Origin of the sequence: Agrobacterium sp. B1(2019) (assembly GCF_008274755.1) — a bacterium.
GTDB lineage: Bacteria > Pseudomonadota > Alphaproteobacteria > Rhizobiales > Rhizobiaceae > Agrobacterium > Agrobacterium salinitolerans.
On record NZ_VTPB01000003.1, the window covers coordinates 684,544 to 709,940 of the forward strand.

General features: G+C 57.2%; 20 protein-coding genes and 3 pseudogenes. 12 read left to right on the forward strand and 11 right to left on the reverse strand.

Annotated elements, in window-relative coordinates; all coding sequences use genetic code 11:
- Window positions 1-117 precede the first annotated feature (117 nt).
- The 3 genes and pseudogenes from AGR1_RS23445 to AGR1_RS23455 form a co-directional block, all read right to left on the reverse strand.
- A complete protein-coding gene (locus AGR1_RS23445) occupies window positions 118-5,199 on the reverse strand; it encodes a hypothetical protein (RefSeq protein WP_149148405.1) in 5,082 nt (1,693 codons plus the stop codon).
- Window positions 5,200-5,520: 321 nt separating this feature from the next.
- Window positions 5,521-5,865 (reverse strand): annotated as a pseudogene (locus tag AGR1_RS23450) (helix-turn-helix domain-containing protein); the annotation flags it as partial.
- Between the two features lie 419 nt (window positions 5,866-6,284).
- Window positions 6,285-7,259 (reverse strand): LysR family transcriptional regulator, encoded by a 975-nt coding sequence (locus AGR1_RS23455; RefSeq protein WP_149148406.1) that lies wholly within the window; start codon window positions 7,257-7,259, stop codon window positions 6,285-6,287.
- Between the two features lie 168 nt (window positions 7,260-7,427).
- On the opposite strand from AGR1_RS23455, the gene AGR1_RS23460 reads away from it, so the two are divergent.
- Together AGR1_RS23460 and AGR1_RS23465 are read left to right on the forward strand one after the other, a co-directional pair.
- Window positions 7,428-8,579 carry an HlyD family secretion protein gene (locus AGR1_RS23460; protein ID WP_149148407.1) on the forward strand — a complete coding sequence of 384 codons (1,152 nt, stop codon included), beginning with the start codon at window positions 7,428-7,430 and terminating at the stop codon, window positions 8,577-8,579.
- Window positions 8,580-8,585: 6 nt separating this feature from the next.
- Complete coding sequence (locus AGR1_RS23465; protein ID WP_149148408.1) at window positions 8,586-10,154, forward strand: MFS transporter; 1,569 nt, start codon at window positions 8,586-8,588, stop codon at window positions 10,152-10,154.
- A gap of 80 nt (window positions 10,155-10,234) precedes the next feature.
- Here AGR1_RS23465 and AGR1_RS23470 read toward each other — a convergent pair whose 3' ends face one another.
- The gene (locus tag AGR1_RS23470) at window positions 10,235-10,552 is read right to left on the reverse strand and encodes a hypothetical protein (protein WP_149148527.1); all 318 of its coding nucleotides are present in this window, start codon (window positions 10,550-10,552) and stop codon (window positions 10,235-10,237) included.
- Window positions 10,553-10,850: 298 nt separating this feature from the next.
- Between AGR1_RS23470 and AGR1_RS23475 the strand changes: the two genes are divergently transcribed.
- Entirely contained in the window at window positions 10,851-11,000 is a 150-nt protein-coding gene (locus tag AGR1_RS23475; protein WP_348640594.1) for a hypothetical protein, read from the forward strand.
- A 15-nt stretch (window positions 11,001-11,015) separates the two neighbouring features.
- Here the strand turns inward: AGR1_RS23475 and AGR1_RS23480 are convergent, their stop codons facing one another.
- Complete coding sequence (locus tag AGR1_RS23480) at window positions 11,016-11,966, reverse strand: LysR substrate-binding domain-containing protein (RefSeq protein ID WP_149148409.1); 951 nt, start codon at window positions 11,964-11,966, stop codon at window positions 11,016-11,018.
- 110 nt (window positions 11,967-12,076) lie between these two features.
- Here AGR1_RS23480 and AGR1_RS23485 point away from each other — a divergent pair, with 110 nt between their 5' ends.
- From AGR1_RS23485 to AGR1_RS23505, 5 genes are all read left to right on the forward strand, one after another.
- Window positions 12,077-12,946: a pirin family protein gene (locus AGR1_RS23485; protein WP_149148410.1), complete on the forward strand. Its 870-nt coding sequence runs from the start codon at window positions 12,077-12,079 to the stop codon at window positions 12,944-12,946.
- A 130-nt stretch (window positions 12,947-13,076) separates the two neighbouring features.
- Window positions 13,077-13,706, forward strand: a complete 630-nt coding sequence (locus AGR1_RS23490) for a hydrolase (protein ID WP_149148411.1) — start codon at window positions 13,077-13,079, stop codon at window positions 13,704-13,706.
- Window positions 13,707-13,736: 30 nt separating this feature from the next.
- The gene (locus AGR1_RS23495) at window positions 13,737-14,084 is read left to right on the forward strand and encodes a putative quinol monooxygenase (RefSeq protein ID WP_210248740.1); all 348 of its coding nucleotides are present in this window, start codon (window positions 13,737-13,739) and stop codon (window positions 14,082-14,084) included.
- Window positions 14,085-14,609: 525 nt separating this feature from the next.
- Window positions 14,610-15,596 carry an alpha/beta hydrolase gene (locus AGR1_RS23500; protein ID WP_149148412.1) on the forward strand — a complete coding sequence of 329 codons (987 nt, stop codon included), beginning with the start codon at window positions 14,610-14,612 and terminating at the stop codon, window positions 15,594-15,596.
- A gap of 120 nt (window positions 15,597-15,716) precedes the next feature.
- Window positions 15,717-16,007, forward strand: coding sequence for a hypothetical protein (locus AGR1_RS23505; protein WP_210055951.1), 291 nt, complete (start codon window positions 15,717-15,719; stop codon window positions 16,005-16,007).
- 267 nt (window positions 16,008-16,274) lie between these two features.
- Here the strand turns inward: AGR1_RS23505 and AGR1_RS23510 are convergent, their stop codons facing one another.
- The 3 genes and pseudogenes from AGR1_RS23510 to AGR1_RS29955 all read right to left on the reverse strand — a co-directional run.
- Window positions 16,275-17,441 (reverse strand): alpha/beta hydrolase, encoded by a 1,167-nt coding sequence (locus tag AGR1_RS23510; protein WP_187772265.1) that lies wholly within the window; start codon window positions 17,439-17,441, stop codon window positions 16,275-16,277.
- Between the two features lie 350 nt (window positions 17,442-17,791).
- Window positions 17,792-18,133, reverse strand: a complete 342-nt coding sequence (locus AGR1_RS23515; protein ID WP_149148414.1) for a hypothetical protein — start codon at window positions 18,131-18,133, stop codon at window positions 17,792-17,794.
- 369 nt (window positions 18,134-18,502) lie between these two features.
- Window positions 18,503-18,735 (reverse strand): annotated as a pseudogene (locus AGR1_RS29955) (pirin family protein); the annotation flags it as partial.
- A gap of 204 nt (window positions 18,736-18,939) precedes the next feature.
- Between AGR1_RS29955 and AGR1_RS23525 the strand changes: the two are divergent.
- Window positions 18,940-20,505 carry a methionine--tRNA ligase gene (locus AGR1_RS23525; RefSeq protein WP_149148415.1) on the forward strand — a complete coding sequence of 522 codons (1,566 nt, stop codon included), beginning with the start codon at window positions 18,940-18,942 and terminating at the stop codon, window positions 20,503-20,505.
- Window positions 20,506-20,644: 139 nt separating this feature from the next.
- Here AGR1_RS23525 and AGR1_RS23530 read toward each other — a convergent pair whose 3' ends face one another.
- Window positions 20,645-21,550, reverse strand: coding sequence for a LysR family transcriptional regulator (locus AGR1_RS23530; protein ID WP_149148529.1), 906 nt, complete (start codon window positions 21,548-21,550; stop codon window positions 20,645-20,647).
- Window positions 21,551-21,824: 274 nt separating this feature from the next.
- Between AGR1_RS23530 and AGR1_RS23535 the strand changes: the two genes are divergently transcribed.
- Window positions 21,825-23,300: an alginate export family protein gene (locus AGR1_RS23535; RefSeq protein WP_149148530.1), complete on the forward strand. Its 1,476-nt coding sequence runs from the start codon at window positions 21,825-21,827 to the stop codon at window positions 23,298-23,300.
- 144 nt (window positions 23,301-23,444) lie between these two features.
- On the opposite strand, the gene AGR1_RS23540 is transcribed toward AGR1_RS23535, so the two are convergent.
- Window positions 23,445-23,861: a VOC family protein gene (locus tag AGR1_RS23540; RefSeq protein WP_149148416.1), complete on the reverse strand. Its 417-nt coding sequence runs from the start codon at window positions 23,859-23,861 to the stop codon at window positions 23,445-23,447.
- 204 nt (window positions 23,862-24,065) lie between these two features.
- On the opposite strand from AGR1_RS23540, the gene AGR1_RS30130 reads away from it, so the two are divergent.
- Both AGR1_RS30130 and AGR1_RS29960 read left to right on the forward strand, forming a co-directional pair.
- A complete protein-coding gene (locus AGR1_RS30130) occupies window positions 24,066-24,197 on the forward strand; it encodes a hypothetical protein (RefSeq protein ID WP_281406469.1) in 132 nt (43 codons plus the stop codon).
- Window positions 24,198-24,212: 15 nt separating this feature from the next.
- Window positions 24,213-24,470, forward strand: a pseudogene (locus AGR1_RS29960) (prolyl oligopeptidase family serine peptidase); the annotation flags it as partial.
- Window positions 24,471-24,610: 140 nt separating this feature from the next.
- On the opposite strand, the gene AGR1_RS23550 reads toward AGR1_RS29960, so the two are convergent.
- Window positions 24,611-25,351: an SDR family oxidoreductase gene (locus AGR1_RS23550; protein WP_149148417.1), complete on the reverse strand. Its 741-nt coding sequence runs from the start codon at window positions 25,349-25,351 to the stop codon at window positions 24,611-24,613.
- Window positions 25,352-25,397 lie beyond the last annotated feature (46 nt).

Consider the following 25,397-nt stretch of genomic DNA (forward strand, 5'->3'; position numbering starts at 1 on the left):
AACCTTCGACCGTGTGAGAGTTATCACGAGCTCGCCCGCGATATGTACCAGCAGTGACGGAGATCTACGGGCAACGGAACGCGGCCGAATAATCTCCGGCACTGACCGAGCTGCTGGTCAGTGCCGAGATTGCTTGCCGAGCAAAATTTTCTGCTCGAAATCATGGGCTTCTGCAACACCGAGCTCAATCAACGTCCCGATGACCCGGTCCATCCGTATGCGATGCTGGTGGGTAGGCAGCAGGATCGAACCATCCTCTTCGGCCACGACATCGAGCCAATGCACGATACGTCGACCAAGACCCAATTCCAGCCACACACCAGCGTCGCCGGGGCACCGCTCGAGCCAAACCTCAGTTGCTGCCAGAATGAATTCCAGATGTCGCCCTCTGGGCCGGATTGACATGGTGTTCATTGTGAAGTGGGCAACGATTGCCGTTGGGCCGCCCCCTACGTATCGGGACAACACATCCAACAGCGAGTCTATCCGATCAAAGATCGATGGGACCAGGTAGGAGGTCGTGCGCCCAAAAGGATTGTGAGTGTTCATGAAGAAATTCGCCAGAATTGGGCCACTTTCATGGCTAATCGATAGATCCCCACGGCGTCTTTCTCGCTGCCAAAATTCGCAATCAGCAAGTCGTTGACCAATTTCCTCACGGACCATCACCGGTCGCTCTGCGCTATGCTCGGAATTGTTGAAGTACCAGACATCTGATGCGAACAGCACGATATCTGCCGTCCTGGCAAATGAGCTGTCGGGAAGACCAATCAGCAGGGACATGGCCTCTTCAAAGCTCGAATTCGGCCCTTCCATCATGAGCCGCGCGACCAGCTGGTAATATTGCTGGTTCCACTCGGAGGGTGGCCGATCCAGGTCGGTGTTGGCATCAAGCCCTAGACCATTCGCATTTGCTGTCCATTGCGCGTAGTTTTCGACAACAGCTGGCAACCAGCTTATTATCTCCGAATGCAGATGAGCACGTACCGCCAAAAGCCATGCCGCTGCCATCTGACTATCGGTAAACTCTGGAAAATCCTCAGCCTCCTCCATTTCGTCGATCTTGACGTCAAGCTTCTCGACATCAGGGACTCTTCTGCCGATACGGAAGGGCCGGCGAACGCTTGGACGTTCGGGCACGAATTCTGGCCATTCCGGCTCTGCGCCGCCTTCGAGCCAAGCAATTTCCGCGGCGACCGCGCGCTCTACCCTATCATCCCGCAGTCGCTGGGCTGCCTCAGCCTCCCCGCGGGTTTGTTCCCACTTGTTGTGGGTGTATCGACTGAATTGAAAGGCAATACGCAAGGCAGCCTTCACAAGGCGCGCATCCTTCTCGACGATCTTGCTGAGTGCTGCAGAAAATGCTGGTGCCCCTCCCCGGTCGTCGCGCGCAGCGAGCTCGAGCACCAGGTTGCGGTCGGCTACCAGCCCTTTTCTGAGCCAGAGATGAAGTATCGCCGTAATCGCCAGTGCTGGCCGGTTGTAGCTGAGGGTGTCGCGCATGGCGCCGATCCGATCGGTGGGGCCGCCAAGAATTTCGGCAGCGACGGCGCGGACCCAATCCTCGAATTCATCAACTAACGCATCGTCGCCATCTCGACTTACCAGGACAGCAATAGATGCAAGCGAAGTTGCTCCGGACTTCAGGAAATCGGCCTCATGGGGATCTGGAAGCTTACGCCCAGCAAATTCTGCAGCTTCCCTGGCAAACTCGGCACTGGCCCATTTCGGATCATCCAACGCAAGGCTGACTCGGGCGCCGATATTTGCCTCGGCTGTGTGCGCCGCGCTTCGTTGCTGAAGTCGTTCCAGGTGAGCTGCTTCCCTTTCAGGAAAGCAAAACTGCAAACCTCCATCAGATTCAATGTAATTGGAGCGGTCCAGTAGATTGGCGGCATGTGCCACCATAAACGCGGGATCGGAAAAATTGGCATGGCTATCGTAGTCGCCGAGGCGCAGCTTCGCGGCTGCTATACTAGCTCGCAAGGTGTCGGCTTCTGCGGTCTGTCCCAAAAAGAATGGCAAGACTTGTTCGAGGCAGACGCGACGAGATGGTCTCTTCCGCAAATCTTCCAGTCGCACTGGGCCATCAGGCTCATCCCCAATGGAGGCGGTGTCCATACCATCCCGGGCGATACGCCCGCGATCTTCAGCAAGGAGCTCTGGAGATGACAGGAATGGAATCGCCTGACTCATTGTCTTTGGCATGTGCGAAAGGATCAAATCGACCGCGATCAAAAGAAAGGCGGCTGAAGTTCCATCAGGACCAAGGACATCGGCCAGAACCGCTTGCACATCCTCGCCATCATCGAGGCGCCGATGGCCCCACGCTTCAAGCGCCATCAGTGCCGATGCTACGCAATAATCGTTGGCCAGACCGCGTGGCCAAAAGTAGGCGTCGGTGCATGGAAAAAAGCGCTCGCCCTCGGTAAACTCTATTGTGAAACCGTCATCATTGTCCGGTTCTCGATATTCGACCGCGTGAGCGACCAAACTGCGGATTAGATTCAAGCCAATTAGGGGCGACGCATTTAGAAGGTCCAAAAACGGTGGCTGTGCTGGTGACGGTGGAAGGTAGTCACTGTCGTAATATTCGAACGCTTTGTCTCGAGCCGAATGCCGGCGGTGTGATCCTGAAGGCCTTATGAGGCTCTTCGCAGTAAGGTCGGCAAGAGCTTGTGGCACCGCTGCTGCCAGCACCTTAGTGTGCAGCCGGGTATCCTTCATCTTGTCGCGGTCTCGCGTCGGGTCAATTGACGAAAGGTATGCAGCCGTGGGAGCCGGTGCGTGCGAAGCCATCAGGAAACAAAGCGAGCGAAGTTGCTCAACAATGCGTCGACGCTCCGATGGTGTTGGCGCTGCCACATCCTTGTCGACGTGGATAATTTTGCCATCATCCGGACCATCCAGCCGCAAAAGCCAGTCAAAAAACATTTCGCCGATGTCTTTAGGCGATGACATGCCCCAGAAGTAAAGTGGGAGTTGTGCCATGCCCAAAAGAATGACGCGCTCAAGGGCTTGCAACGGCAAAATGTCGGCGTGTGCAGCACACCAGCGCAGGACATGACCTCCTGTTGTTGTGATTGCTGCCCGAAGCGAGGAAGGCCCGCCTGATCGCGTCTCAGAGGCGTTGGTCAATTTGGCGAGCTGCACGGTATCCACTGCGACAACTGCAGCGCATAATTGTCCCAGTAGCTTGCCGCCCTGCCGGAGTAGAAGCTGGGCATTCCTTTCCAGAAGTGGTGCGACAGCTTCGGAACGAACGATCGCCAGAAGCGCATGCCGGCGCCAGGAGCTATGGACCCCCTGCCCCGTGAGCAGATCCAGCAGTGCTTCCCATTTTGCCGGATCGCCGCGTTCCAACGCAATCCGCCCAGCCATCTCGACACCTCTTGCAAGGCTTGCTGGAATGGGGCTGCTCTTGTCAACTACGTCCAGAAGTTCCGGCTCCTCGTCAATCCTGATACCCACAGCCCAATCGCGTAGTACATCATGATAGAATGCGAGGCGATCGCGGCGTGTCTGGCGCAACGTTAGCGATCGCAGCATCGCCTCACGGGCAGCTGTATCCTGTCTCAGGTGGAGCTCATCACCCCCACTGAGCGCGACATCGACCAAATCCGAAAGCAACCTCTGTGCGGAAGAGATTTCACGTCGGGGCGCTCCATCTGCAGTTCGCCACCAATCCAGCGCTAGGTCTGCTTCCGTTCTGATGCTGTTGGGATCGCCAACCTTTAGCAGCCGAGACAGGCGGTAGAGATTGCGCGAAATGCTTGCGGCGGGATGACTAGATTTCAGTAGCGCCTTGAGTTGCGGTGCTTGCTCCCGCAGCGAATTAACCTCGTCATCGCTGAGATCCCCGACTTCGATGGTTGCCGGAGTGCCGAGCGATGCGAGCGCATCTTGTGCGAGCCAGTCGTCGCCATCGCTGCCGTAGTCCAGGCGTGCAGTCGTTAAAACCACCACTCCAGGTATTTGCGCGATCTCGCGCAGAAGATCATTGACGGTCGAGCGTCGGGCCGGATCGTCAAACATGTCCAGGCTGTCGATGAAGACGACGGTGGCCCCTGAACTGGCCAGGTCCGTTAAAAATTCTCTTGCGGTAACAGAGATACCCAATCTGAGCGCAAACTCACTCCATCCCCCAGAAGGCGTCCTTACGGGATCGAGCACGAACGCACTTGAAACGGTGATGACCCGCTCAGCGATCGTCCTAAAGACCGATGATTTGCCAACGCCGGCATTGCCGCGCAGATGGACCAGCCTGTGACCATCCATTGCTTCATCGATCGCATCCACCACAGCCTGCCGAGGCAGGTGCACACCCCCGACATCTCGTCCAATGTCCGCCAAGGCGTGAAAACTGGCTTCAGCCAGCTTCGCCCTGGCCGGTGCGAGATTCCTGTCGCCTGACATTGAATAACCGAGCCGGTTCAGCAAGGTTTGAAGCTGTGCTTTGTCGATTGTGCCGCCGGCTTTTCCCTGGGCGACCGCTATCTCGATCAGATTGCCCCAGAGCGCTTCGGTCCGAGTTTGATCCTGCGTCGACAAGACGTGTCGGGCGACGAGCAGAGCGTGGTCGCGGGCCTGTGGTGCTCCAGATTCGAAATCAAACTCTAGAATTCGGAAGCGTCGCAATAGCTTCCAGATCGTCTCATCGTCATCAGCGACGCCATTCGCGACGACATTGCCGCGGAACGTAGACACAAAGTCCCGCATTGCTGGAGATGCGATACCAGTGGCAGACAATCTGGCAAAAAAGTTGGCACTGGTTACGACCGCCCGCGACCATTCTAGAACGTCCTGATAAGGCCCCGAGATCTTGGCGCTTGTTCGTTGAGTGGCGACCGCCAGAAGATGTCGATCGTCGGCAATTTCGGGATTGTCGGCCGTTTCGGCTATTTGCTGGCAGACTGCAAGGAAAACAGCGTCTTTGCTTGCGAAAGTGATGGTGCGCTTGGACTGGATCTCAAGGACCAGCGGGCCATTAGGTGTCGAACAGTGCAGCACTAGGTCGTCGAGCGCGAACCCGGAATCGGCGGCCTGAAACTGGATGCTATTTATGGTGCCACCAGGCGCACCACGGGCCTCGTTGCCGGCAAGCATAGCCAGCATGTAGTAAGCGCCAAGTTCTCCTTCGATATAGGTGCCGGCTCCCCCTCGAGCGGCGGGCGCTCCGGGATTTTTTACTTCGTTCATAACCGGCCCTTCGTTTGAGCAAATAATGTACGAAATACTCGTCCTACGTTCAACTTGGGTTTGGGCCTAAACAAAGATTGTCGACGCCGATCCAAAGAGATTTTAAGCCGATCTCGATGCACCAAGGCGGCAAAGTAGTACGGTTTTTCTGGGGGTAAACTCCCGCGAGATTGAAAGGCAGGCGGATAGAGCACGAACTCGATCACCTGCGGTCCGCCGCGGACTGTTTCAAGCCGGTCATTGCCGGGGGCAATGAGACCTAAATAGACCGGCATTCGAAATCAGTTATGACTGAATAGGCGTTATCGGAATTGGCCAACGTTAAATCACGCCCCATGCTCGAAACCTCCCCCTCCCCGTCATCTCGCGCAGGCCGAGTTCCAAATCGATCCGCACCGTCTGCGGCGTGACGTCCAACGTTTTGGCCACCATCCCGGCAGACACCAGCGGCTTTGCCCTCACGAGCGCGACAAGCTCCGGGAGCTTTTAGGACGTCGGCCGCCCTTCCAGCTTTCGCTGCATCATGGCGCGGGCCAACGCCAATCGATCATGCTCCTTCAACCCGATCTCAGCGGTTCACCAGCAGATCATGGGCGGTGGCGAGGAGCCTAATTCCGCGATCACGATGCCGGCGGCGATCGACGGAATGGTTTTCAGGCCGAGATGCGTCATAGGGCGGGCAGCCCTCGCTTTGCACCTGATGATTTTCGAATTTGTGTATCGTGACGCGGATTTAGCGCGGATGATCGTAGCGTTTTGGCGTACTGGATCGTAGTTTTGGGCTACTGTGGGATAGCGTAGCGTAGGATTTGGTTGCGGGGGCCAGCTTTCATCATTACTTGCGCACAAAGCAAGTAATGATGGTTGCAGGTTTGACGCAAGAGTTTTTCTCTTATCTATCAACGACAACTGGGGCAACCCAGCGATTGCCATCCACCCCACATGACGGACTGTTTGTGGCGCAAGCATAAAAATTAATTAGAATGCGCCTAAGGTCGCCATCATCACAAAGCCGAGCCTCTCGTGTCGCGGTGGGCGGCTGGAAATATGCGACCTCCCTTCCGGCATTGCAACTCGACAATCGATCAAGGAAGATACGGGAGAACGCCACTTTCGTGATGTGCACCCACTTGAAGGAGCTTCTCAAACCAGGTGATCGAGGGGTGGCGACCCAAGGTACGGTGGGTAAGGGTAGAGATTGTCATAGGTGGGGCAACGTATGGAGCCTCTCGCCAAGTCAGCCTGAAAGTTTTTTCAGCAAAACGCGCAAAACGCAAAGGGACATAAGCAACCATATCGGTCGTCGCAAGCAGGGGCGGCACCGCCAGTATGTGAGAGAGGGTGGCACCCACACGCCTCTCAAGGCCTTTGTCCCTCAGAAGGCCGTCAAGGTGCTGAGGGTTGCTCGTGACATACGCTCGCTCAAGCCCACTCTGGTCGATGACGGCACTTGCCACGGCGGAATCGCGACGCGAAATGAGGATGTCTATATGCGGATACTTGCCGAGCGTCTCGAGGGACATTTCGTCGTCGGCCGCAGGGTGGTCCGCCCGAAACATCCAGACATTGGGATCGCTGAAGAGATCCATCTTCACGAAACGGGCGGGCACCTTTCCAAATGCCCCGGCCGCCAGGTGGACCGCACCGCGGTCCAATTCTTCGACGATGTTCACATCGTTCATCGGCCGGATCCAAAGCCGGACACCTGGAGCGCTCTTTGCGACAGCCTGCAACAGTGACGGTATGATAGTGCTCGTCACATAGTCGGACGTCGCAATCACGATCTCGAAATCCGCTGTGGCGGGATCAAATGCTGGCTGGCCCACCGCCGTGTCTATCTGACGAAGTGCAGAGCCGAAGGCTCGCGACAGCTCCATCGCTCTCGGAGTCGGATGCATACCGTCCGGGCCTCGCAGGAAGAGCTGATCATCGAAAAGCAATCTCATCTTGTTGAGCGCATGGCTTACCGCAGACTGGCTAAGCCCAAGCCGTGCCCCTGCCTTTGTAACGTTCCCCTCCTCCGCCAAAGCGTCGAGCACCCTGATAAGATTGAGATCCATAGCGCGTCCTGCCTATCTCAAAACCGACTCAAGCTCTGTTTCTCGTCAATATGAGAAACAGAGTAGAATGAATATAATGCATTTAACAAGTGCATTGTATTCATTTCATTCATTAGCACTGAAAGCCTATCTCTTCGTCAGTTACGACACTCGACGGGAGACAGGGAAATGAACATGGCTGTCACAAACCTCCACGGAGGGGCAGAACAGATTAAAGGGAACGCGGATGAGGCGCTCACTGCTGCTTCCAAGAAAAAGCGGCGCAGAACCTTTCAGGCGCTCGCACGGAGCACCGTCATCGTCGCCGCGATCGGAATGGCAGTCGTCGTGCCGATGGGCTGGGGACATTGGGTTGCTGGCAAGACCAACCAGTCCACAGACGACGCCTATATCAAAGCCGATACTGCATCTGTGGGGACAGAGGTCGCCGGCCGCGTGAGAAAGGTGCTGGTTGCCGACTTCCAGCACGTAAAAGCCGGAGAACTTCTCGCGCAGATCGATGATCGAGACTATCGCGCCCAGCTGGGCCGTGCGGAAGCTACAAGAAAGGCCGCAGCGGCCTCGGTCGCTATTCTTGAAAGCCAGATCAACCTGCAAGCAAGAGTCATATCGCAGGCCGAAGCGAGCGTGAGGGCTGTCAAGGCGGATATGGAGCGGGCCGAAAGCGAGTTTCTTCGACAGCAGGAGGCGTCGCGAATTGGCTGGTCAACGGCGCAAAAGCGCGAAGCAGCGACTGCGGAGATGAAACGATATAGTGCTCAGGTGGAAGAACGACAGGCGGCAGTGGACGTCGAGCAACAGAAAGTCGCTGTGCTTGACGCGCAGCTTACGGAAGCTCGGGCCACATTGGACGCACAGCGTGCAGCCGTCGAACTTGCAAGCATCACGTTGGAACGGACATCGATCAAAGCACCTTTCGACGGTGCCGTAAGCGCCAGCAATGTGCGCCAGGGACAATATGTGAACGTTGGAACGAAGGTCATATCCGTGGTTCCCCTCCCGCGCCTCTACGTGATTGCCAATTTCAAGGAAACGCAGCTTGGAAAGGTCAGCGTGGGCCAACGCGTCACGATGACCGTCGATATGTTGCCCGGCAAATTGCTGAGGGGCCATGTTGCAAAGATCTCCCCCGCCAGTGGGTCGGAGTTTGCCCTGCTTACGCCGGATAACGCCACCGGTAATTTCACGAAGGTCGCACAGCGTGTACCTGTTCGCATCGAGCTCGATGACACAGACCAAACTGGAAACAGGTTGCGTCCTGGTATGTCGGTGGTGCCGACGATTCACACCGACGAATTTGTCGGTGGAGAACAGGAGTGAAATCCGATGACACTTCCTGCCATTCCGAGACCTTCGGCGTTTCTGCCTAAAAGCAAGTTGCTGCCTTTGATTGCTGTATCGGCGGTCATGCTTGGTACATTCACGTCCATTTTGAATTCGAGGCTGACCGACATCGGCCTCGCTGACCTTCGCGGCGCTTTCGGGCTTGGCTTCGATGAGGCATCCTGGCTGATGACCGCTTACACAACGGCTGAAGTGGCCGCTATCGCGGCAACAATCTGGTTGCGCACTCACCTCTCGCCGGCCATCGGCGTGATGGTCGGCGCCGCCCTGTTTTCGGTTTTCTCCTTTCTTGCTCCGTTCAGTCCCTCGCTGCCCGTGCTGTTGGCTCTGCAGGCATTGCGCGGTCTTGCCGCTGGAATGCTGATACCGATGACCTTCGCGGTGGTCATGCGCAATATCTCCCAGCAGCGACGCCTCTATGTCCTGTCAATCTACGCGCTGATTTCCGGCTTCACACCCAATTTGGCGATCTTCGCCGAAGCATGGATTATCGACCATCTTTCCTGGAAATACCTATTCTGGGCCAACGTGATACCCAGCTCGTTGGCCATCTTTGGCGCTTATTTCGCCATGCAATGGGATACAGCAAAACTGCACCGGTTTCGGCGACCAGACCTGTTCGGCCTTCTTACCTTGTCCCTGGGTCTGGCGTCGCTCGTCGCTGCATTGGATCAGGGCAATCGCCTCGACTGGCTGAATTCGGGTCTGATCATTGGCTTGATCGGCGCGGCGGCGGTCTTGCTGCTTGCGTTCGTCGTGAACACCATACGACACCCGGTTCCGATGCTGGATCTACGGATTGTCCTTCAGAGAAATGCCGGGCTGGCCCTGTCGGTACTCTTCACGACGCGCTTTGCCACAATGGCGACAGCCTTCATAATCCCCCAGTTCCTCATACGAATCCAGGGCTACAGGTCCCTGGAGACCGGCAATTACTTTCTTCTGACCGGGTTGCCGCAACTTGTGCTCGCCCCTTTGGTAGCATGGCTTTGTTATCGGTTCGCGCCGCGTAATCTTATTGTGTTCGGTGCGATCCTGTTCTCGGTAGGCGTGTCGCTGGCTGCCGTTCCAACACATGTCTGGAACGGCGATCAGTTTATGTCGTCCATGCTTATCCAAAGCATCGCAAGCCCGTTTCTGGCTGTTCCGGTCATGCTGATCATCACGGAAGACATCACCTTCCCGCAAATCCCCTGGATTGCGATGTGGGTCCATATCGTTCGAACTGTTGGAACCACAATCGCAACAGCGGCAATCACTACCTTCGTGCGCGTCGACGAGCAGGTGCACTCGAACCTGCTTGGAACGCAGGTACAGCAAGGTGATCACGTTGTGCAAACATGGCTGGACACACTCACCTCGTCCATGGGTTCGACGCTTGATGGCAAGGGACCCACCGCGGCAATGGGGCAGCTCGCAAAGCTTGTACAGCGTGAAGCCTATGTCCTCGCCTATGCCGACGCACTATCAGCTCTCGCGCTGATAACGCTCCTTGCTGCCATAGCGGGGATGCTGATGCGCCCGACAAAGGTGCCAGGCAAGTTTTTCTGATGCCGTTTTGGGAGATATCGTAATGGGAATCATTATGGAGATCGACGCTCGCTCTGCGAACATGCGTGATATTGACTCGATCATTCGAGAAGAAGAAGATAACCACCCGATTGCTCGCGGAGATTGCGAGCGACGAGCAGTTCGTCGTCGACAATGCTGTCGAGGAAGTCGTTCCATTCCTGGGGCGAGCGGCAGGCGTCTTTGAGCATCTGCTCCAATTCGTCCATGCCGTCGTCTGTCAGTGCGGTCACAGATTCGTCGTCTCCGGTGTACACGGAGATGATGCTGCCGTAGCTCAGATTATCATCGTTGGCAACGATTGCATGAAGAAGCTCCGGGTCCTCTTCGAGAATTTCGGCCACAAATTTAATCGTACGGACGTATGTGACTGTCGCCATCAGGCGGCCTTTGCGTCGATTGTGGTGATCGCCGACCAGTTCCACGGATTTCTCCGATACTCTTCACCACCCTCGACCGCGCCTGGCTCGTTGCACGTCGCGGTGGCGCGCTCGGCAATAGCTTTCGTGGGGAACGCCTATCCATCGCGAGGACGGCGCGAGATCCGCTGGTGCCGATCGTCTCGACGATCTCATAGGTCTTGATGATGACTGATGGCGTCACCCAGCGCGTGCTCACCAGACGCTACGCAAGCTCGAACGCAACGGTATAGTGACGCGCAGGGTTCTGGATGGACGCGTGCTCGGCGTCGAATATGTGCTGTCACCGCTTGGGCACTCACTGCAAGAGCCGTTCTTGATCCTGTTCAACCGGACGCTTGAAAACATCAATGTAATTCAGGACTGCCAACGCAGCTATGATGCCCGTCAAGATCAGGCAGTAGGCTGAGCGCTGAGTGAAATATCAGCTTTCCGGCAAGGCATTAGAAAGATCGATGGGGGGCACGATCTTATTTGCCTGCGAGCGCTGGATCGCACATTCATGGGCAAGAAAATCGACCAGCGCCCGCACCGATGGCAGCAGCCCGCGGCGGGTGGGAAAAACCGCGTGTACAATGCCTGCCACAGGTCGCCAGTCGGGAAGAACATGAATGAGCCGACCCGCTCTGATATCACCCCAGATAAAAATGGTCGGCAATTGTACCGCACCCGCGCCGGCAATTGCCGCATCGCGAAGCACCTTCATGTCATCGGTAATCAGGCGGGGCGAATGCGGAACGGTCGCGACTTGCCCATCGGCGTGATGCAGCTCCCAGGCATAATCCCTGTGAGGCCGCTTCCAATCAAGGCTCGGCAGCCCCCTCAAATCGGCAGGCGATTTTACGGCCCCTGAAATCAGGCCACGCGCGGAAACCAGGCACTGGCTGCTTTCATCAAGCCAGCGCATGACAAGATCAGTCGAATCAAGCGGCGGGAACCGTACCCGGATGGCCAGATCGATCCCTTCCGAAATGACGTCAACGCGGCGGTTCGTACTTTCCAGATGAATTTCGATGCCCGGATTCTGCATCATGAAACGCGAAATCAGCTCACCGAACTGAAACGACAGCAATGCCGTCGGGCAGCTCATGCGTACAACACCGCGTGGCTCCGTCCTCACCCTGGCGATGACCTGTTCGGCAGCCTCAGCCTCGACAAGCATTGCCACGCAACGCTCGTAGAACTCGCGACCGATCTCCGTCACCGAAAAGCGGCGAGAGGAACGGTTGAGAAGGCGCACGCCCAGACGTTCTTCCAGATGAAGAATACGACGGCTCAGTCTTGACTTCTGAATACCAAGCGCACGCCCGGCTGGAGAGAAGCCACCATGGTCGACAACGGCCACAAAATAATAAAAATCGTTAAGGTCCTGCATCGTCCTTTTTGTAGGACGCTGCGTCGCTGTTTGCAATCTTTTTTCATCATCGTTGCGATGCTAGTCCTGCCTTCATCAAGCTCAACTGCGGCGTTGATGGAGGAAAAAACATGGGTAAGAAAGTCATTGGCCGCTACGGGAATGATCGGCAACATTGGGTCGGCGACGGTTTTCCCATTCGCTCGCTTTTCTCCTATAATACCCTTGGCGCCCACATCAGCCCGTTCCTCCTGCTCGATTACGCCGGGCCATATGACTTTCAACCAACTACCCAGCGGCGTGGCGTCGGCAAGCATCCGCACCGCGGCTTCGAGACCGTCACCATCGTCTATGACGGCGAGGTCGAACATCACGATTCAGCAGGCAATGGCGGTATAATCGGGCCGGGTGACGTCCAGTGGATGACGGCGGCTGGCGGCATCATTCATGAGGAATACCATTCGGCCGCCTTCGCAAAGGCGGGAGGGACATTGCGCATGGTTCAGCTCTGGCTGAACCTGCCCGCCAAGGACAAGATGACATCGGGCGGCTATCAGAGCATCCTGAAGGCGGACATTCCCCAGGCCTCTTTGCCCGGAAACGCCGGGAAGGCACGGATCATAGCCGGTCAGTATCGCGCAATAAAAGGGCCGGCAAAAACCTTCACCCCCATCAACCTGTGGGACTTGACCCTCAAGACCGACGCAGAACTGACGCTCGATCTGCCCGAGAGGCATACCGCGATGATAGTGGTGCTAAGCGGTCGCGTCGCCATCGATAGCAACCATGAGGCAGGTGAAGCGGAGATGGTACTGCTCGATCCGGCAGGCCGCGAGGCTCGCATTCATAGCGATGGTGAAGCGCAGTTGTTGGTCCTGACGGGAGAGCCGATCGATGAACCCATCGTGGGCTACGGGCCGTTTGTTATGAACAACGAGGCTGAAATCAGACAGGCAATCGAAGACGTTGACAGCGGACGCTTCGGCATCGCCGCAGCATGATCGGGAGAGCCGGAAGCATACCGCATCCGGCTCCTCTTTCCTGTGGAAGGGTCCGCGCTCGCTCGTCCACTTGATCAAGGGCTTCGGCCCGCGCCAGCGCAAAATTCCAATCGATGAAAGAAACCTGCCAATGGCAAGCGAACAAATCCGCAATCCCCATACCGACCAGCTTCTCACGCCGCAAAACTCTGCCCTCATCGTCATCGACTACCAGCCGATACAGGTATCGTCGATCCGCTCGATGCCGCGCGACGAACTGGTCTTCAACATCACAAGCGTCGCCAAGGCGGCGGTCAACTACGATCTGCCGATCATCCATTCGACCGTCAATGTTGCAACCGGCCGCAACAAGCCGCCGATCGCCGAACTTCAGGACGTGATCGGCCATCTGCCGACCTATGACCGTACCTCTATCAACAGCTGGGAGGATGTGGCGTTCAAACAGGCCGTCAAGGCCATTGGCCGCCGCAAACTCATCATGACCGCGTTGTGGACCGAGGCATGCCTAACCTTCCCCGCGCTCGATGCCATTCAGGAAGGTTATGAAGTCTATGTGCCGGTCGATGCCGTCGGCGGCACTTCTCTTGCCGCCCATGAGGCAGCACTACGCCGCATCGAACAGGCTGGGGGAAAGCTGATCAGCCGCGTTCAGATGTATTGCGAACTCCAGCGCGACTGGGCACGCGAGGCGACGGTTCCGGGCTTCATGGGCGTGTTCGACAATTACGATGGTTTCAACGTCGAAAAAGCCGCCAAATAACCTTTAGCCGACAAGCAACAACCAAGATCCATGGCGACGGCGGCTCGGCTGCTGTCGCCGCATTTTGCAAGGAGAAAGCAAATAAGCGAGCTATTCATCGTCGTCGGGCTGAAGGCCAAGGCAGGCAAGGAAGACGAACTGCGTCGTGACCTGTCGGTCCTCGTCGAACCTTCTCGAAACGAGGAAGGTAATATCCGTTACGATCTGTTCGAGGATCAGAACGAACTGGGACGCTTTGTGTTCGTTGAGGAATGGGCATCCGTGGAAACCCGTAATCGACACCACGAGCATGGTCCGCATATTGCGGATTTTCATGCCAACGGGCGCAGCAATGTCGAAAAAACAGAGTTTGCACATATGCTCAAACGCGTTGTCTGACAGTTTTATCGCAGCGTAATCCGGCTGAACAAACTGGGACCAACAAAGACTCTTCAGCAAGGCCACCTGTGTCGCGACCAGTCTGGTTTGATTTCCAACTTCATCTCTCCCCCTCCATAAAGGTGGACTTTCTTCAGGTGATTCAATCAGAAGCTCTGAGAGGATAGACTGGCTGAAGAACATCATCAGGGGGCCGATTTAAGATCTTGCGATCTGAAGATGCACGTGCCCAATCCGTTCGGTGTTCCCCGTTTAGCGACACAGTATTGCGTCAAAGCATATTATCGCGCCGCTTATTCAGATGACATCAATACCTCGGGCAACGTCTATTTGAGCGCACGCCTGCCCGCATAACCTATCCGAACTAGAGTAGCGGCCAAGGACACACACAGACCCTCTTTCCAGCAACTCCGCTTTCTGGGCCGTGTCCAGACTGTCGTGGGAAATGCTCGGAAGAACTCTCTCTTGAGAGACCACCGCGCATGACCCTACCGCCACATTTTGATTAACTCACGGAACGTCTCTATGCCTCCATTCTACACCCCCGGCCTGCCGCTCAACCGCCGTGATGCCCTGATCGCGAGCGCGGCGCTTGCCGCAAGCCTTACATTACTGCCACGCACAGCGCGTGCCGACAAACCTGTCACCCTAAAACATTCAGAAGGAGAACTCACCATGGGCTTTGTCACAACCGACGACGACGTTCAGATTTTCTACAAAGACTGGGGCCCCAAGGATGCGCAGCCAATTGTATTCCACCACGGCTGGCCGCTCAGCTCCGATGACTGGGATGCACAGATGCTTTTCTTTCTCTCGAAAGGATATCGCGTCGTCGCACATGACCGGCGTGGGCATGGACGATCAGAACAGGTCGCTGAAGGTCACGATATCAACCATTACGCAGCCGACGCCTTTGCTGTAGCCAAGGCGCTGGATCTGACGAATGCAGTTCACATCGGTCATTCCACGGGTGGCGGTGAAGTCGCACGCTATGTGGCGCAACATGGCGAACCTGCAGGCCGCGTGGCTAAAGCCGTCCTTGTAGCCGCCATCCCACCGCTGATGCTGAAAACCACTGACAACCCCGAAGGCACACCGAAGGAGGTCTTCGACGGTTTTCGGACAGCGCTGGCCAGCAACCGTGCACAGTTCTTCCGCGATGTCCCGTCAGGTCCTTTCTATGGCTTCAACCGCGAAGGCGCGACGGTCCATGAAGGCGTGATCCAGAACTGGTGGCGGCAAGGCATGATGGGGAGTGCCAAGGCACACTATGACGGTATCAAGGCCTTCTCGGAAACGGACCAGACCGAGGATTTGAAAGCAATCACCGTGCCGACGCTGGTGCTGCACGGCGAGGACGATCAAGTCGTCCCAATCGCCGCTGCGGCTTTGAAGGCAGTCAAATTGCTGCCGAATGGCTCATTGAAGACCTATCCCGGCTTCTCGCACGGCATGTTAACGGTCAACGCCGATGTATTGAATGAGGATATTCTGGCGTTTGTCAGCGGATAACAAGGCTTTGGGACGGAATACCCAAGCCAGTATGCCGACCAAGTCGGACCATCGCATAGTTCACCTGCCACACGATGGTCCGGCATCCTGAGCTTTGGTTGCGGGGTTGGGACGCCTGCAATGGTACTCCTCGGCGGAGCGGTGTTTGGAGCGGCCTACGTGATGCTCACCAGCGTCTATCTTGTCTGGGGAGTGCGCACCTTGGCCGACCGCCCCACTACAGGTTTAATGATCGCTTTCCTGACGATTGCCATCGGCCAGACGGCCGGCGCCCCGCTGTTCGGCCTGCTTCTGGGCAGCTTTGGCGCCATGCCGTCGGTGGCGACCTTCGCGGCCTTCGCGCTCGCTGCCGGATGCGCCCCAGAGAATACCGCGAAGTCCGGGATCGGATCTCGCGACAGCCGGTTTTGATCTGCCTCAATAGGCGCTCTGGCTCGTTGTCCGGACGCAGGCAAACCGACCAGTGACAGCTGATGCCCAGAAGCGGTCCAGACCTGCTTGGAACCTGTCAATTTAATGGGACAACGCACCGCAGTGTTAACTGTGTGCCATAGCGTGAGTGTGGGCTAGGGTTTCTTCTTAAGTACCGATCATTATCACCGTTGTATGCCCTTCTAAAATCACTTCCTACCAGCAACCATAGCGGACTATTTCGTACAGTCGCGTAACTGCGAAGTGCTAGCGCTCGATGGTCTTTGTATCTGCGACCCGTTGGACCAGTCGGGCGTCGAGCGTTTCGAACTTGTTAGCGACATCAAGCTCGTAGACACCCGGACCGATGTCGGAAGCAACCCTTCCGTCTGAGCTCTGCGGGAGGCGGCCATAGATGGAGGCGAAGGCCGCGAATCCATCGTGGCCGGCTCCCGCCTGTGTGGCCAGATTGGTTATGTCGATCACGCGGAGGTTTGAATTCCGCGCTTCGACGAGAACTTGGGGATCATCGATGTTGGCTGCGCCGGCACGGAATTGCCCTCCGGCGATAAATCTGGATACCGACAGCGCCTGATCCTTCCTGGAGACCAGAACGGTGACGGGAGAGCGCAGGCGGCCGACGACCCGGAGTTGTTGAAGAAAGACTTCCGCGTCTATATCTGGCGCAGCGAGCGTGAGGTCGATGAGCTTGCCGAGGGTGCGCTCGTCTTTGGCAATCCGGATTTGCCGGACAGACTCCATAGTTAGCCAAGCCCCCATGCTGTGAGCGTAAAGCTTCATCCCCCGGACATGGCGGTCGCCAGCGACCCGCTCGACCACCCGGGCAAGCGCATCGCGCGAGAATGTCACCGCGTCTTTGTCTGCGAGATACCCGGTGATCGCTGCCTTCGAAGGCCATGAGAACAGCACTGCTGACTGCGCGACCTGGACGTCGGCGGTGAGTTGAGCCGTGCGGAACAGCGATTCCGGAAAGTTGCTGTTGAAGCCGTGGACAAAGATGGCGACGTCGCGGCCGAGCCCTTCTCCGCGGGCGGCAGTGCCCCCGACTTCCGCAAAGAACCGCCTTTCATCGAGGCGCTCGGACGAAACGATCGCGAAGTGCCGGGTCGGGTCCGGCACATCCGTCGGCCATTCGATCTCGGTCGGTCGGTGGGTCGGGGGAATGGAGACGACATAGCGAACATAGGTAGTTGTGGCCGTAAACCGGTCGGTCAGGAAGGTTGGTGTACTCGGATCGGTTGCCCGCGTACTCGCCACGAAGATGGTAACCTGCTTCGCGCCCTCGACGGCAGCCACCGGAGTGAGGACGGATGAGCCGGGCCGCGCGGCGCAGGCGCACAATGCAAGTGCCAGCGCCGTGATCAGTATGGCTGCCACGTACCGCCCGGATTGCTGTCGCCGCCTGATCGCCATCCCCTCCGCTCCCCATCGCGCGGAACAGCTTGCTTCTAACACCCCGATCGTAGACTGATTTCCGGTCACGCAGCCCCAGGTAATAATTGAAAGATCTCGCCGACTTCGCCGAAGAAGTGACTTCAGATCATCGCGGAACGCCATTTTCAATCTTTCTACTGAGGTCATCGGTAGTTCGTGCGAAGTGCAGCAACCCCATGCATATGGCCCTCTTCTAACGTTCGATCGGGCGTCACTGTAGTCTCGCCGCGCGCGAAACTGTGTCCTGCAATGAGGAACGCGAGCGAGAGGGTCGACGATTTGCAAAGCCTCGTTGAGATCGCGAATGCCGGCGCACAATCATACTATTTTCACTTGGCTGGATAAGGCTCGATGTCTGCCGACCAATAGTGTTTAGCAATATTCTGGCTGTTGCGGATAACGTGGTAGGCGATATCCGGATCGCCTCCTTGAAAAGTGTCCGGATCCGCACCACACATCAAACAATACATTTGCTGATGAACGACGCTTGCAAAATATTGCAGAACCGGCGTGGCGTCCTCCTGGCCGATTGCTCGCAGGTCATGGGCAGCCTGTTCGATCGCCTTTTCCAAAGCCGCCGAAACGGCAGCAGCCAACATCCTGTCCGCACGGCTGATGACGACAGCGATTTGGCGTTCAGCCGGGGTAAGATCAGGTCCAATATCTGTCATTGTTCACCTCACATGTTGTTAGCGTACTTCAATTGTGCTGCCACAGCGCCTACTCTGGCGAAGTGCTGAGAAGCGACGGATAGCTTCTGCCGTCTGCATAAACTCGCGGTCGTAGATGAGCCGAACGACTGCCCGTTGCTGCTGTTCACTCCATCTTTGGGAACAGTCTTCTGGCGTTCCCTTTCCTTCCGAGTGCTGCCGCGCAGCCGCGTTCCCTCGTCTTTCGCCTTCGGGGCGGCAACCCGAGATACTCCTCATCTTGCCGATCAACCTTTCAACGCGGTTGGTATCGTCGCCGTCATAGGTTGGGTAGTCCCGCTATTCGCAATACTCCGTCACCAAAGGCGGAACGCGTACCGCCTGGCTGCTTGCATGGGAAACACCACGCCCTGCGATCATTCGGTCCAATGCACCGAGACGGATAATCTGGTCAGCCGTCCTGCAGCAGCAGTGAAAGTCGCCGCGATACAGGCACCTGACAGTGGCAAGGCCGATAAAGTGGTGGGCCGAACATCGATGCCGTGACCGGTTACCAACTCGGCCGGGCAGGTCTGATCGAAGAAGAACGGTCTCGCCATTTGCCGCTTCGGCGCCGGCAAAGCTGTCAGTCGTGATCTTGTTCCCGCCGTCTACACATGATAGCAGTGACAATATGGACAGACTTTTTGCCAACGCCACGATGATGATGCTGCGCTCCTAGCGTGGCGGATTTTGTGCGCTTCTTATGCACCTTAGACCGCCCTTGAGGCGGTTTTTCATTGGTCGACCCGCCTTGAGGGATATTCAACCTCCACAAGGATATCCCAATGAAAAACACGACGACTTACATCACAACGTCGATTCCATACGTCAATGCCGCACCACATGTGGGTTTTGCGCTCGAACTCGTGCAGGCCGACGCTTATGTTCGCCATTCCCGACTTCTCGGCAACGACGTCAGGTTTCAGTGCGGGACGGATGATAACAGCCTGAAGAACGTCCGTGCCGCGGAGGCGGCGGGACGCCCCGTGGCCGACTTCGTCGGCGAAAATGCAGACCGCTTCGAAGAGCTTGGCAAGCGCCTCCACATTTCAAACGATGCGTTCGTCCGCACATCCGCAGATTCAAGACACGCTGCCTGTGTTCATTCACTCTGGAACGCATGTGCGAAGAATGGCGATCTTTATCGAAAAAGCTATGAGGGCTTTTATTGCGTGGGCTGTGAGCAGTTCTACGACCTAACGGATCTCGATGACGGCCGATGCCCGGAGCACGGTATCCCGCTTGAAGTCGTGAAGGAAGAAAACTGGTTCTTCCGTCTCTCTCGATATGGCGACCATATCCTCCATCTGATCGAGACCGGGGAGCTTCAGGTCGTGCCGGCTCACCGGCGAAACGAGATACTTGCCTTGCTTCGGCGCGGACTCGAAGACATCAGTGTGTCGCGCAGTGCCGAAAGAGCACGCGGCTGGGGAGTGCCCGTGCCCGGCAGCGACGAAGTTATCTATGTCTGGTTCGATGCCTTGGCGAACTACCTGACAGGGCTCGGCTACGGTTCCGACGAGGCACTGTTCAGCCAATATTGGGTGCGCCAGGGCGAGCGCATTCATTTCGTCGGAAAGGGGATATCCAAGTTCCATGCGGTCTACTGGCCGGCGATACTCCTTTCCGCTGGCCTACCGCTGCCATCGTCGATCTACGTTCATGGCTACCTGACCGCCAACGGGCGGAAGATCGGGAAATCGACCGGCAACGGCATCGATCCCGATGGTCTCGTTCAAAACTACCGGACTCCGGACGCACTTCGTTATTACCTGCTCCGCCATATCCGTTCGGCCGATGATGGGGATTTCTCCGAGGAACGGCTCGAGGCCGCGTGGTCGGGAGAACTCGGCGGGCAGCTTGGAAATCTCCTCAATCGGGTTCTCACATTACTGTCTTCGTCATTCTCCGGTGTAACGCCAGCCATTCCCGACAGTACCCTTATTCACGAAGCAGCGCGTCTTCCCGAAAAAATCTTGGATGCCTTCGATAACTACGAACTTCACGTCGGCCTGACAGAAATCTTTTCCTATCTAGGGTCCGCGAACAGGGAGTTTACACGGAAAGCGCCCTGGTCTGATGCCAAGTCCTTGCTCGGCAAACTCCACCATACGGAACGGCAAAGGATTTCGGATCGTCTTGGTGCGACATTGGCGGAGCAGATCCATGGGCTCGCCATCGTCGCTCGCTGCCTGCTCCCGTTTCTGCCTGAATCAGCTTCACGGCTGCACACGAGGCTCGGGATATTGTGCCCCGCAAGGTATGACGCTCCACTCGTTGTCAGCGGGGTGAAAACATCTTCTGGAGGAATCCTCTTTCCGCGGCAGACGGTGGTGCGAGCGACGTCATGATTCAACGCTGGTGTTTCCGGCAGGTCTCCGCACCATACGGGACCACTATGCTATATCTCTGCCGGAGCGGTTTTATCGTCTTCGCTTCAGTCGGCTCTCATGGCTTCAGTGCAGGGAATGTCACTCCCTGCGCCGATCGTTAAAATACCTTGTCGGCCGACTTCCCCTCGCTAACGGGCGGCGTTCCAAATCGTTCGATAAGCATCTCGGTGAGGGTTCGCACTTTTCGAGAGGGGTACTGGCCGGGCGGCCTTACGACGAAGATGCCGGCCGGCGGAATCGGATGACGCGTCATGATCGGCACCAGCGCGCCCGAACGAATATGATCCGCAACCAGCGGTTCTGGCAGATAGGCGACCCCAAGGCCGTCCAGAGCGGCCGCCACAAGAGACATTGCGTTGTCAGCTATAAAACGTCCCTGGGGACGTACGGTGACGATGTTGCCGCCATCCATGAATTGCCACACCTCTGCGTCCCGCATAACGACTGGGTGCTTCATAATCTCATCCGGTGTTTCGGGAGCACCGTGAGTTTCGATATAGGCAGGACTCGCAACCAGCTTGCCAAAGATCGGTCCGATACGTCTTGCGACGAGGCTTGAATCCGACAGATGCCCCAGCCGAATTGCGCAATCAAACCCCTCTCCCACGAGATCCACGAAGCGATCAGTATAAGAAGAAAGGATTTGTAGCTGTGGGTGTCGGCTAGCCAGCTGGGAGAGGATGGGGGCAAAATAGGTCGGACCAAATGACAGTGGCGCGGCTACGCGCATGCGGCCTCGAAGCTCACCGGCAGGCAGGATCGTTTCCCGCACCAGATCCAATTCAGCTGAGGTCCTGGCTGCGTAATCGCGGAATGTGGCGCCTGCTTCCGTGAGCGCTATGCCACGGGTCGTCCTTGCAAATAGCTGTGCGCCGAGTTGCTCCTCGAGCCTGTTGATCCGCCGGCTGACCATCGACTTGGAGATTCCCAGTCGCAGCGCTGCAGACGATACTCCGCCTGCATCAGCAACTTCGACAAATATTCTTAGATCCTCAATTTCCAAAAAACGTTCCTTATTTTGCAACACGGCTTCACACGACCGGAGACTACCAAGGCGAAGAAGAGAATGACAACTTCGCTGCGGCTGACTCTCCCATGAGGGCATCCTCGCAACCTGCATCACGAACCGCCGATATAGGGCTTATTCCATAATCTTTCTAACGGCTTCACCTCATTTCTCCGCCCATCGCACCCCGTACCAGCGGCGGACGGCGGCGATCACCCATGAATAATTAACACAGGATGTGGCCATGGGCCGAAGGCTGAAAGGCAAAGAGATGATTGACCGACAGAAATACACCACCTCGCGTCTTTCAATAACGTTCGGCCTTCGGTCCATACCCAGGACGCGGATACTGCTGCTTTCGCTTGCTGCCCTCGCGTTTGCTCAATGGGACTACCGGTCAGCCCTGGCAGACGATTCTGGCCTGAAGCAGGAGAGGCCCTCGATAAAAGCCGACCGGTCGCGGGAGGACTGGTCGCTTCTCGCGGATCCGAAACTACGGACTGAGCCGCTGGACAGTCTCAAATACATTCCGTTGTTTGCCTCGAATCCCAACAGCTACATCTCGCTCGGGCTCAATCTACGCGAAATCTTCGAAGTCAGTGATGCGCCGGCTTTCGGAACCGTGCGTGCGAATCCTGAAGACTCCTACTCGTTGCAGCGCACGCAGTTCCATATCGATGTTCACCTGAATGAAAACTGGCAAGTGTTCACACAGTTCGAGGATGTACGTGCGTTCAACAAGACCGTAGTCGGCCCCAACGACGCAAACCGATTTGACCTTCGGCAAGCATTCATCGGCTATACGCAAGAGACCGGCAGCGGAACGTTCAGGGCAAGGGTTGGACGTCAAGACTTTGCCTTTGATCTCGAGCGGTTCGTTTCGACGCGCGATGGGCCGAATGTCCGTCAGTCGTTCGATGCCGTCTGGGCCGGGTGGGAGACGGACGCATGGCGCTTCTATGGCCTTGTCAGCCGGCCTGTCCAGTATCGCGATGACCGCCCTTTCGATGATCGATCGAGTGGGGATGCAATGTTCAGCGGAGCTCGTGCGGAATGGCAGCTGTCGCCGGATATCGAGGCCTCCGCATATTATGCGCTTTATCAGCGCAAGGACGCCACCTTTCTCAGTGCGTCAGGTGAGGAGGACAGGCATATCCTCAATATCCGGACGGCCGGGAAATATGCCGGTTTCGACTGGGATGCGGAAGCGATGGGACAGATCGGCAAGGTCGGCTCGGCCGACATTCTGGCCTGGGCCGTGGGTGCGAGGACCGGCTACACCTTCGAGGATGTCACGTGGTCGCCGCGGATCGGTCTACAGTTCGACGTGGCGTCGGGCGACGGTGATGCGAGCGACGGCACGCTCGGCACCTTCAATCCGCTGTTTCCGAACGGCTTCTATTTCTCGCTCGGTGGTCATACCGGATACGCCAACCTCGTTCACATAAAACCATCGGTCACCGTTCAGCCGATAGAAGACCTGACCCTGATGGCCGGGGTGGGACTGCTCTGGCGACAGACGACTGATGACGCTGTCTACACCCTGCCAAGCATTCCCGTGGCTGGCACGGCGGGTCAGGGGCCGGCATGGACCGGAGCCTATTGGCAGGTCAGGGTGGACTACCGCTTCAATCCCAATCTCACGGGGTCGCTGGAGGCCGTCCATTATCAGGTCGGCTCGGCGCTTCGCGACGCCGGAGGCACTGACAGCAACTATGTTCGAGCGGAATTGAAATACTCATGGTAGCGAATGCACAGCCTTGGGCACCAACGCCTGTCGCCGCGCCGAACATACAGGTACGATGGATCGATCGTCTGATATGCAAGACGCGGTGCTGTACGATGAGAAAAGCCGGATAGGATTCTTGGGTCGATATCGCGGCACCCGTTCTCAGGACGCCGATTGAAACAACTCGACCAGCATCCTGTCATTGTCCCGGATGTAAGCGAAACGATCGCCGGAATTGTTGGGGACGGAGGACGGCGGCATGACAATTTGAACACCCTTAGCCGCCAGCGCGGCTATGGTCTCTTCCAGCTCATCGACATTGAGCGCGAAATGGTTGACGCCACCGCGTTTCAGGAGTGTTTCGATGTCTTCTCGCTCGCTTGCCATCGGGGCAGCACCTTCGACTTGAAAGATTTCGAGGCGAGCTTCGCCGCGAACGAGCATGGCCACCTGCGCGCCAGGCAAGGTGAAACTGTACTGGTGCTCGAAGCCAAGCTTATCACGATACCAGTCAAGGCTAGCCTGCAGGTCGTTGACGACGACACCCACATGATGAAGGCGACGGACGAAATCTTCCATGTGATTTCCTGGGTTTTATTTTTCGTTTCGATCCGATTTGACCCCCCGTTATTAGGGGTGCGGCAGTAAGCGCCCTGCCGGAAAGGACCGCCTTCATTAGAATTTCATGGCGTGGAGGTTAGTCCTGCATGGGCGAGCGGCATAGTCTCCCCAAATGCGAAACGTTGTTGCAAAACGTAGAACGGCAGGCCGCTCAAGGATGTCATGGCACATTCTGGGAAGCACTCCCAATCGGGCGCCACGGCCCTTGCGGGCGTCGGCGTCATGGGCATGTTGCGCTTCGCCCGCTTCACAGGCGGGCAGTTCTGGATCGGGGATTATGGCGATCAAGGGTAGGAAGCCGACTTCCGCAATCTCCTGTCCTATTCGCCCTATCACACGATCCGCTCGGGCACGCCCTATCCGGCGATCCTGGTCACGACGGCTGATACCGACGACCGCGCCGTGCCGGCCCACAGCTTCAAATATGTCGCGGCGCTCCAGGCCGCAAAGCTCGGCGATGAGCCGCGGATCCTGCAGGTCGACAGGCGGACTGGCCATGGCGCCGGGAAGCCCACCGGCAAGGCGATCTCGTCGATCACCGACCCTTGGGCGTTCGCCGCGCATTAGACCGGCCTTCACTCTACGGCGGCGGTGACCGCTTGGCGGAGCAACCCCTCATCGTCAGCGCGGCAGTGCTGGGCCAGGAGATCCACGATCATCCGCGGGTGGCGACGGTTAGCCCCCGGCATACGGAAGATTGAGTGCAGTCAGGCTATCGCGCCCCCATCGGCCGTCAGGATGGCACCCGTAATCAGGCTCGCGGCAGGACTTGCAAGAAAGACCACAAGGTTCGCGATTTCGCCTGGCTCGCCGAAACGCCCCAGCGACGTGAGGCTCCGCTGGAAGTCAGCGGCCGCCCCGTCCGCCGGGTTTGCGTCGGTATCCACCGATCCGGGCTGCACGAGGTTTACGGTAATGCCGTTCGGACCAAGTTCGCGCGATAGCCCGCGGGTGAAAGAGGTGAGTGCTGCCTTGGACATCGCATAAGCCGTTACGCCCGGGAATGGAACCCGCTCGCCGAGACCCGATCCGATAGAGATGATGCGCCCGCCCGCGGAAAGATGCGGAATGATAGCCTTCGCGAACAGCACGGGCGCTCGTACGTTGACGTCCATCAACGTTTGATACTCAGCCACATCAATGTCGGCGATCGTTCCGGAGTGGCCAATCGCCGCGCTGTTGACGAGGATATCGAGACCGCCAAGCGCCGTGATGGCATCGCTGGCTGCGTGTGTGATCGCCTCAGGATCAGCACTATCGGCTTGAATCGCAACCGCGCGACGCCCCGTATTTTCGATGGATTTGGCCACCGTGTCAGCTTTTTCAGCCGAGCGCTGGTACGTAAACGCCACGTCAGCGCCGTTTTCGGCCAAGGCCAATGCGATCGCGGCGCCGATGCCCCGCGATCCTCCGGTTACCAATGCGCGTTTCCCGTTCAGATCAATCATTTGTTCTTCCTTTTTTGCGTAGCCGACCCAAGCCCACGTGGTTTTC

What these genes read in the sequence shown, in the direction of transcription:
- AGR1_RS23445 (WP_149148405.1), bottom strand. Translation starts at nt 5,199, where the DNA reads ATGAACGAAGTAAAAAATCCCGGAGCGCCCGCCGCTCGAGGGGGAGCC.
- AGR1_RS23455 (WP_149148406.1), bottom strand. Translation starts at nt 7,259, where the DNA reads ATGGATCTCAATCTTATCAGGGTGCTCGACGCTTTGGCGGAGGAGGGG.
- AGR1_RS23460 (WP_149148407.1), top strand. Translation starts at nt 7,428, where the DNA reads ATGAACATGGCTGTCACAAACCTCCACGGAGGGGCAGAACAGATTAAA.
- AGR1_RS23465 (WP_149148408.1), top strand. Translation starts at nt 8,586, where the DNA reads ATGACACTTCCTGCCATTCCGAGACCTTCGGCGTTTCTGCCTAAAAGC.
- AGR1_RS23470 (WP_149148527.1), bottom strand. Translation starts at nt 10,552, where the DNA reads ATGGCGACAGTCACATACGTCCGTACGATTAAATTTGTGGCCGAAATT.
- AGR1_RS23480 (WP_149148409.1), bottom strand. Translation starts at nt 11,966, where the DNA reads ATGCAGGACCTTAACGATTTTTATTATTTTGTGGCCGTTGTCGACCAT.
- AGR1_RS23485 (WP_149148410.1), top strand. Translation starts at nt 12,077, where the DNA reads ATGGGTAAGAAAGTCATTGGCCGCTACGGGAATGATCGGCAACATTGG.
- AGR1_RS23490 (WP_149148411.1), top strand. Translation starts at nt 13,077, where the DNA reads ATGGCAAGCGAACAAATCCGCAATCCCCATACCGACCAGCTTCTCACG.
- AGR1_RS23495 (WP_210248740.1), top strand. Translation starts at nt 13,737, where the DNA reads ATGGCGACGGCGGCTCGGCTGCTGTCGCCGCATTTTGCAAGGAGAAAG.
- AGR1_RS23500 (WP_149148412.1), top strand. Translation starts at nt 14,610, where the DNA reads ATGCCTCCATTCTACACCCCCGGCCTGCCGCTCAACCGCCGTGATGCC.
- AGR1_RS23505 (WP_210055951.1), top strand. Translation starts at nt 15,717, where the DNA reads ATGGTACTCCTCGGCGGAGCGGTGTTTGGAGCGGCCTACGTGATGCTC.
- AGR1_RS23510 (WP_187772265.1), bottom strand. Translation starts at nt 17,441, where the DNA reads ATGGCGATCAGGCGGCGACAGCAATCCGGGCGGTACGTGGCAGCCATA.
- AGR1_RS23515 (WP_149148414.1), bottom strand. Translation starts at nt 18,133, where the DNA reads ATGACAGATATTGGACCTGATCTTACCCCGGCTGAACGCCAAATCGCT.
- AGR1_RS23525 (WP_149148415.1), top strand. Translation starts at nt 18,940, where the DNA reads ATGAAAAACACGACGACTTACATCACAACGTCGATTCCATACGTCAAT.
- AGR1_RS23535 (WP_149148530.1), top strand. Translation starts at nt 21,825, where the DNA reads ATGATTGACCGACAGAAATACACCACCTCGCGTCTTTCAATAACGTTC.
- AGR1_RS23540 (WP_149148416.1), bottom strand. Translation starts at nt 23,861, where the DNA reads ATGGAAGATTTCGTCCGTCGCCTTCATCATGTGGGTGTCGTCGTCAAC.
- AGR1_RS30130 (WP_281406469.1), top strand. Translation starts at nt 24,066, where the DNA reads ATGGCACATTCTGGGAAGCACTCCCAATCGGGCGCCACGGCCCTTGCG.
- AGR1_RS23550 (WP_149148417.1), bottom strand. Translation starts at nt 25,351, where the DNA reads ATGATTGATCTGAACGGGAAACGCGCATTGGTAACCGGAGGATCGCGG.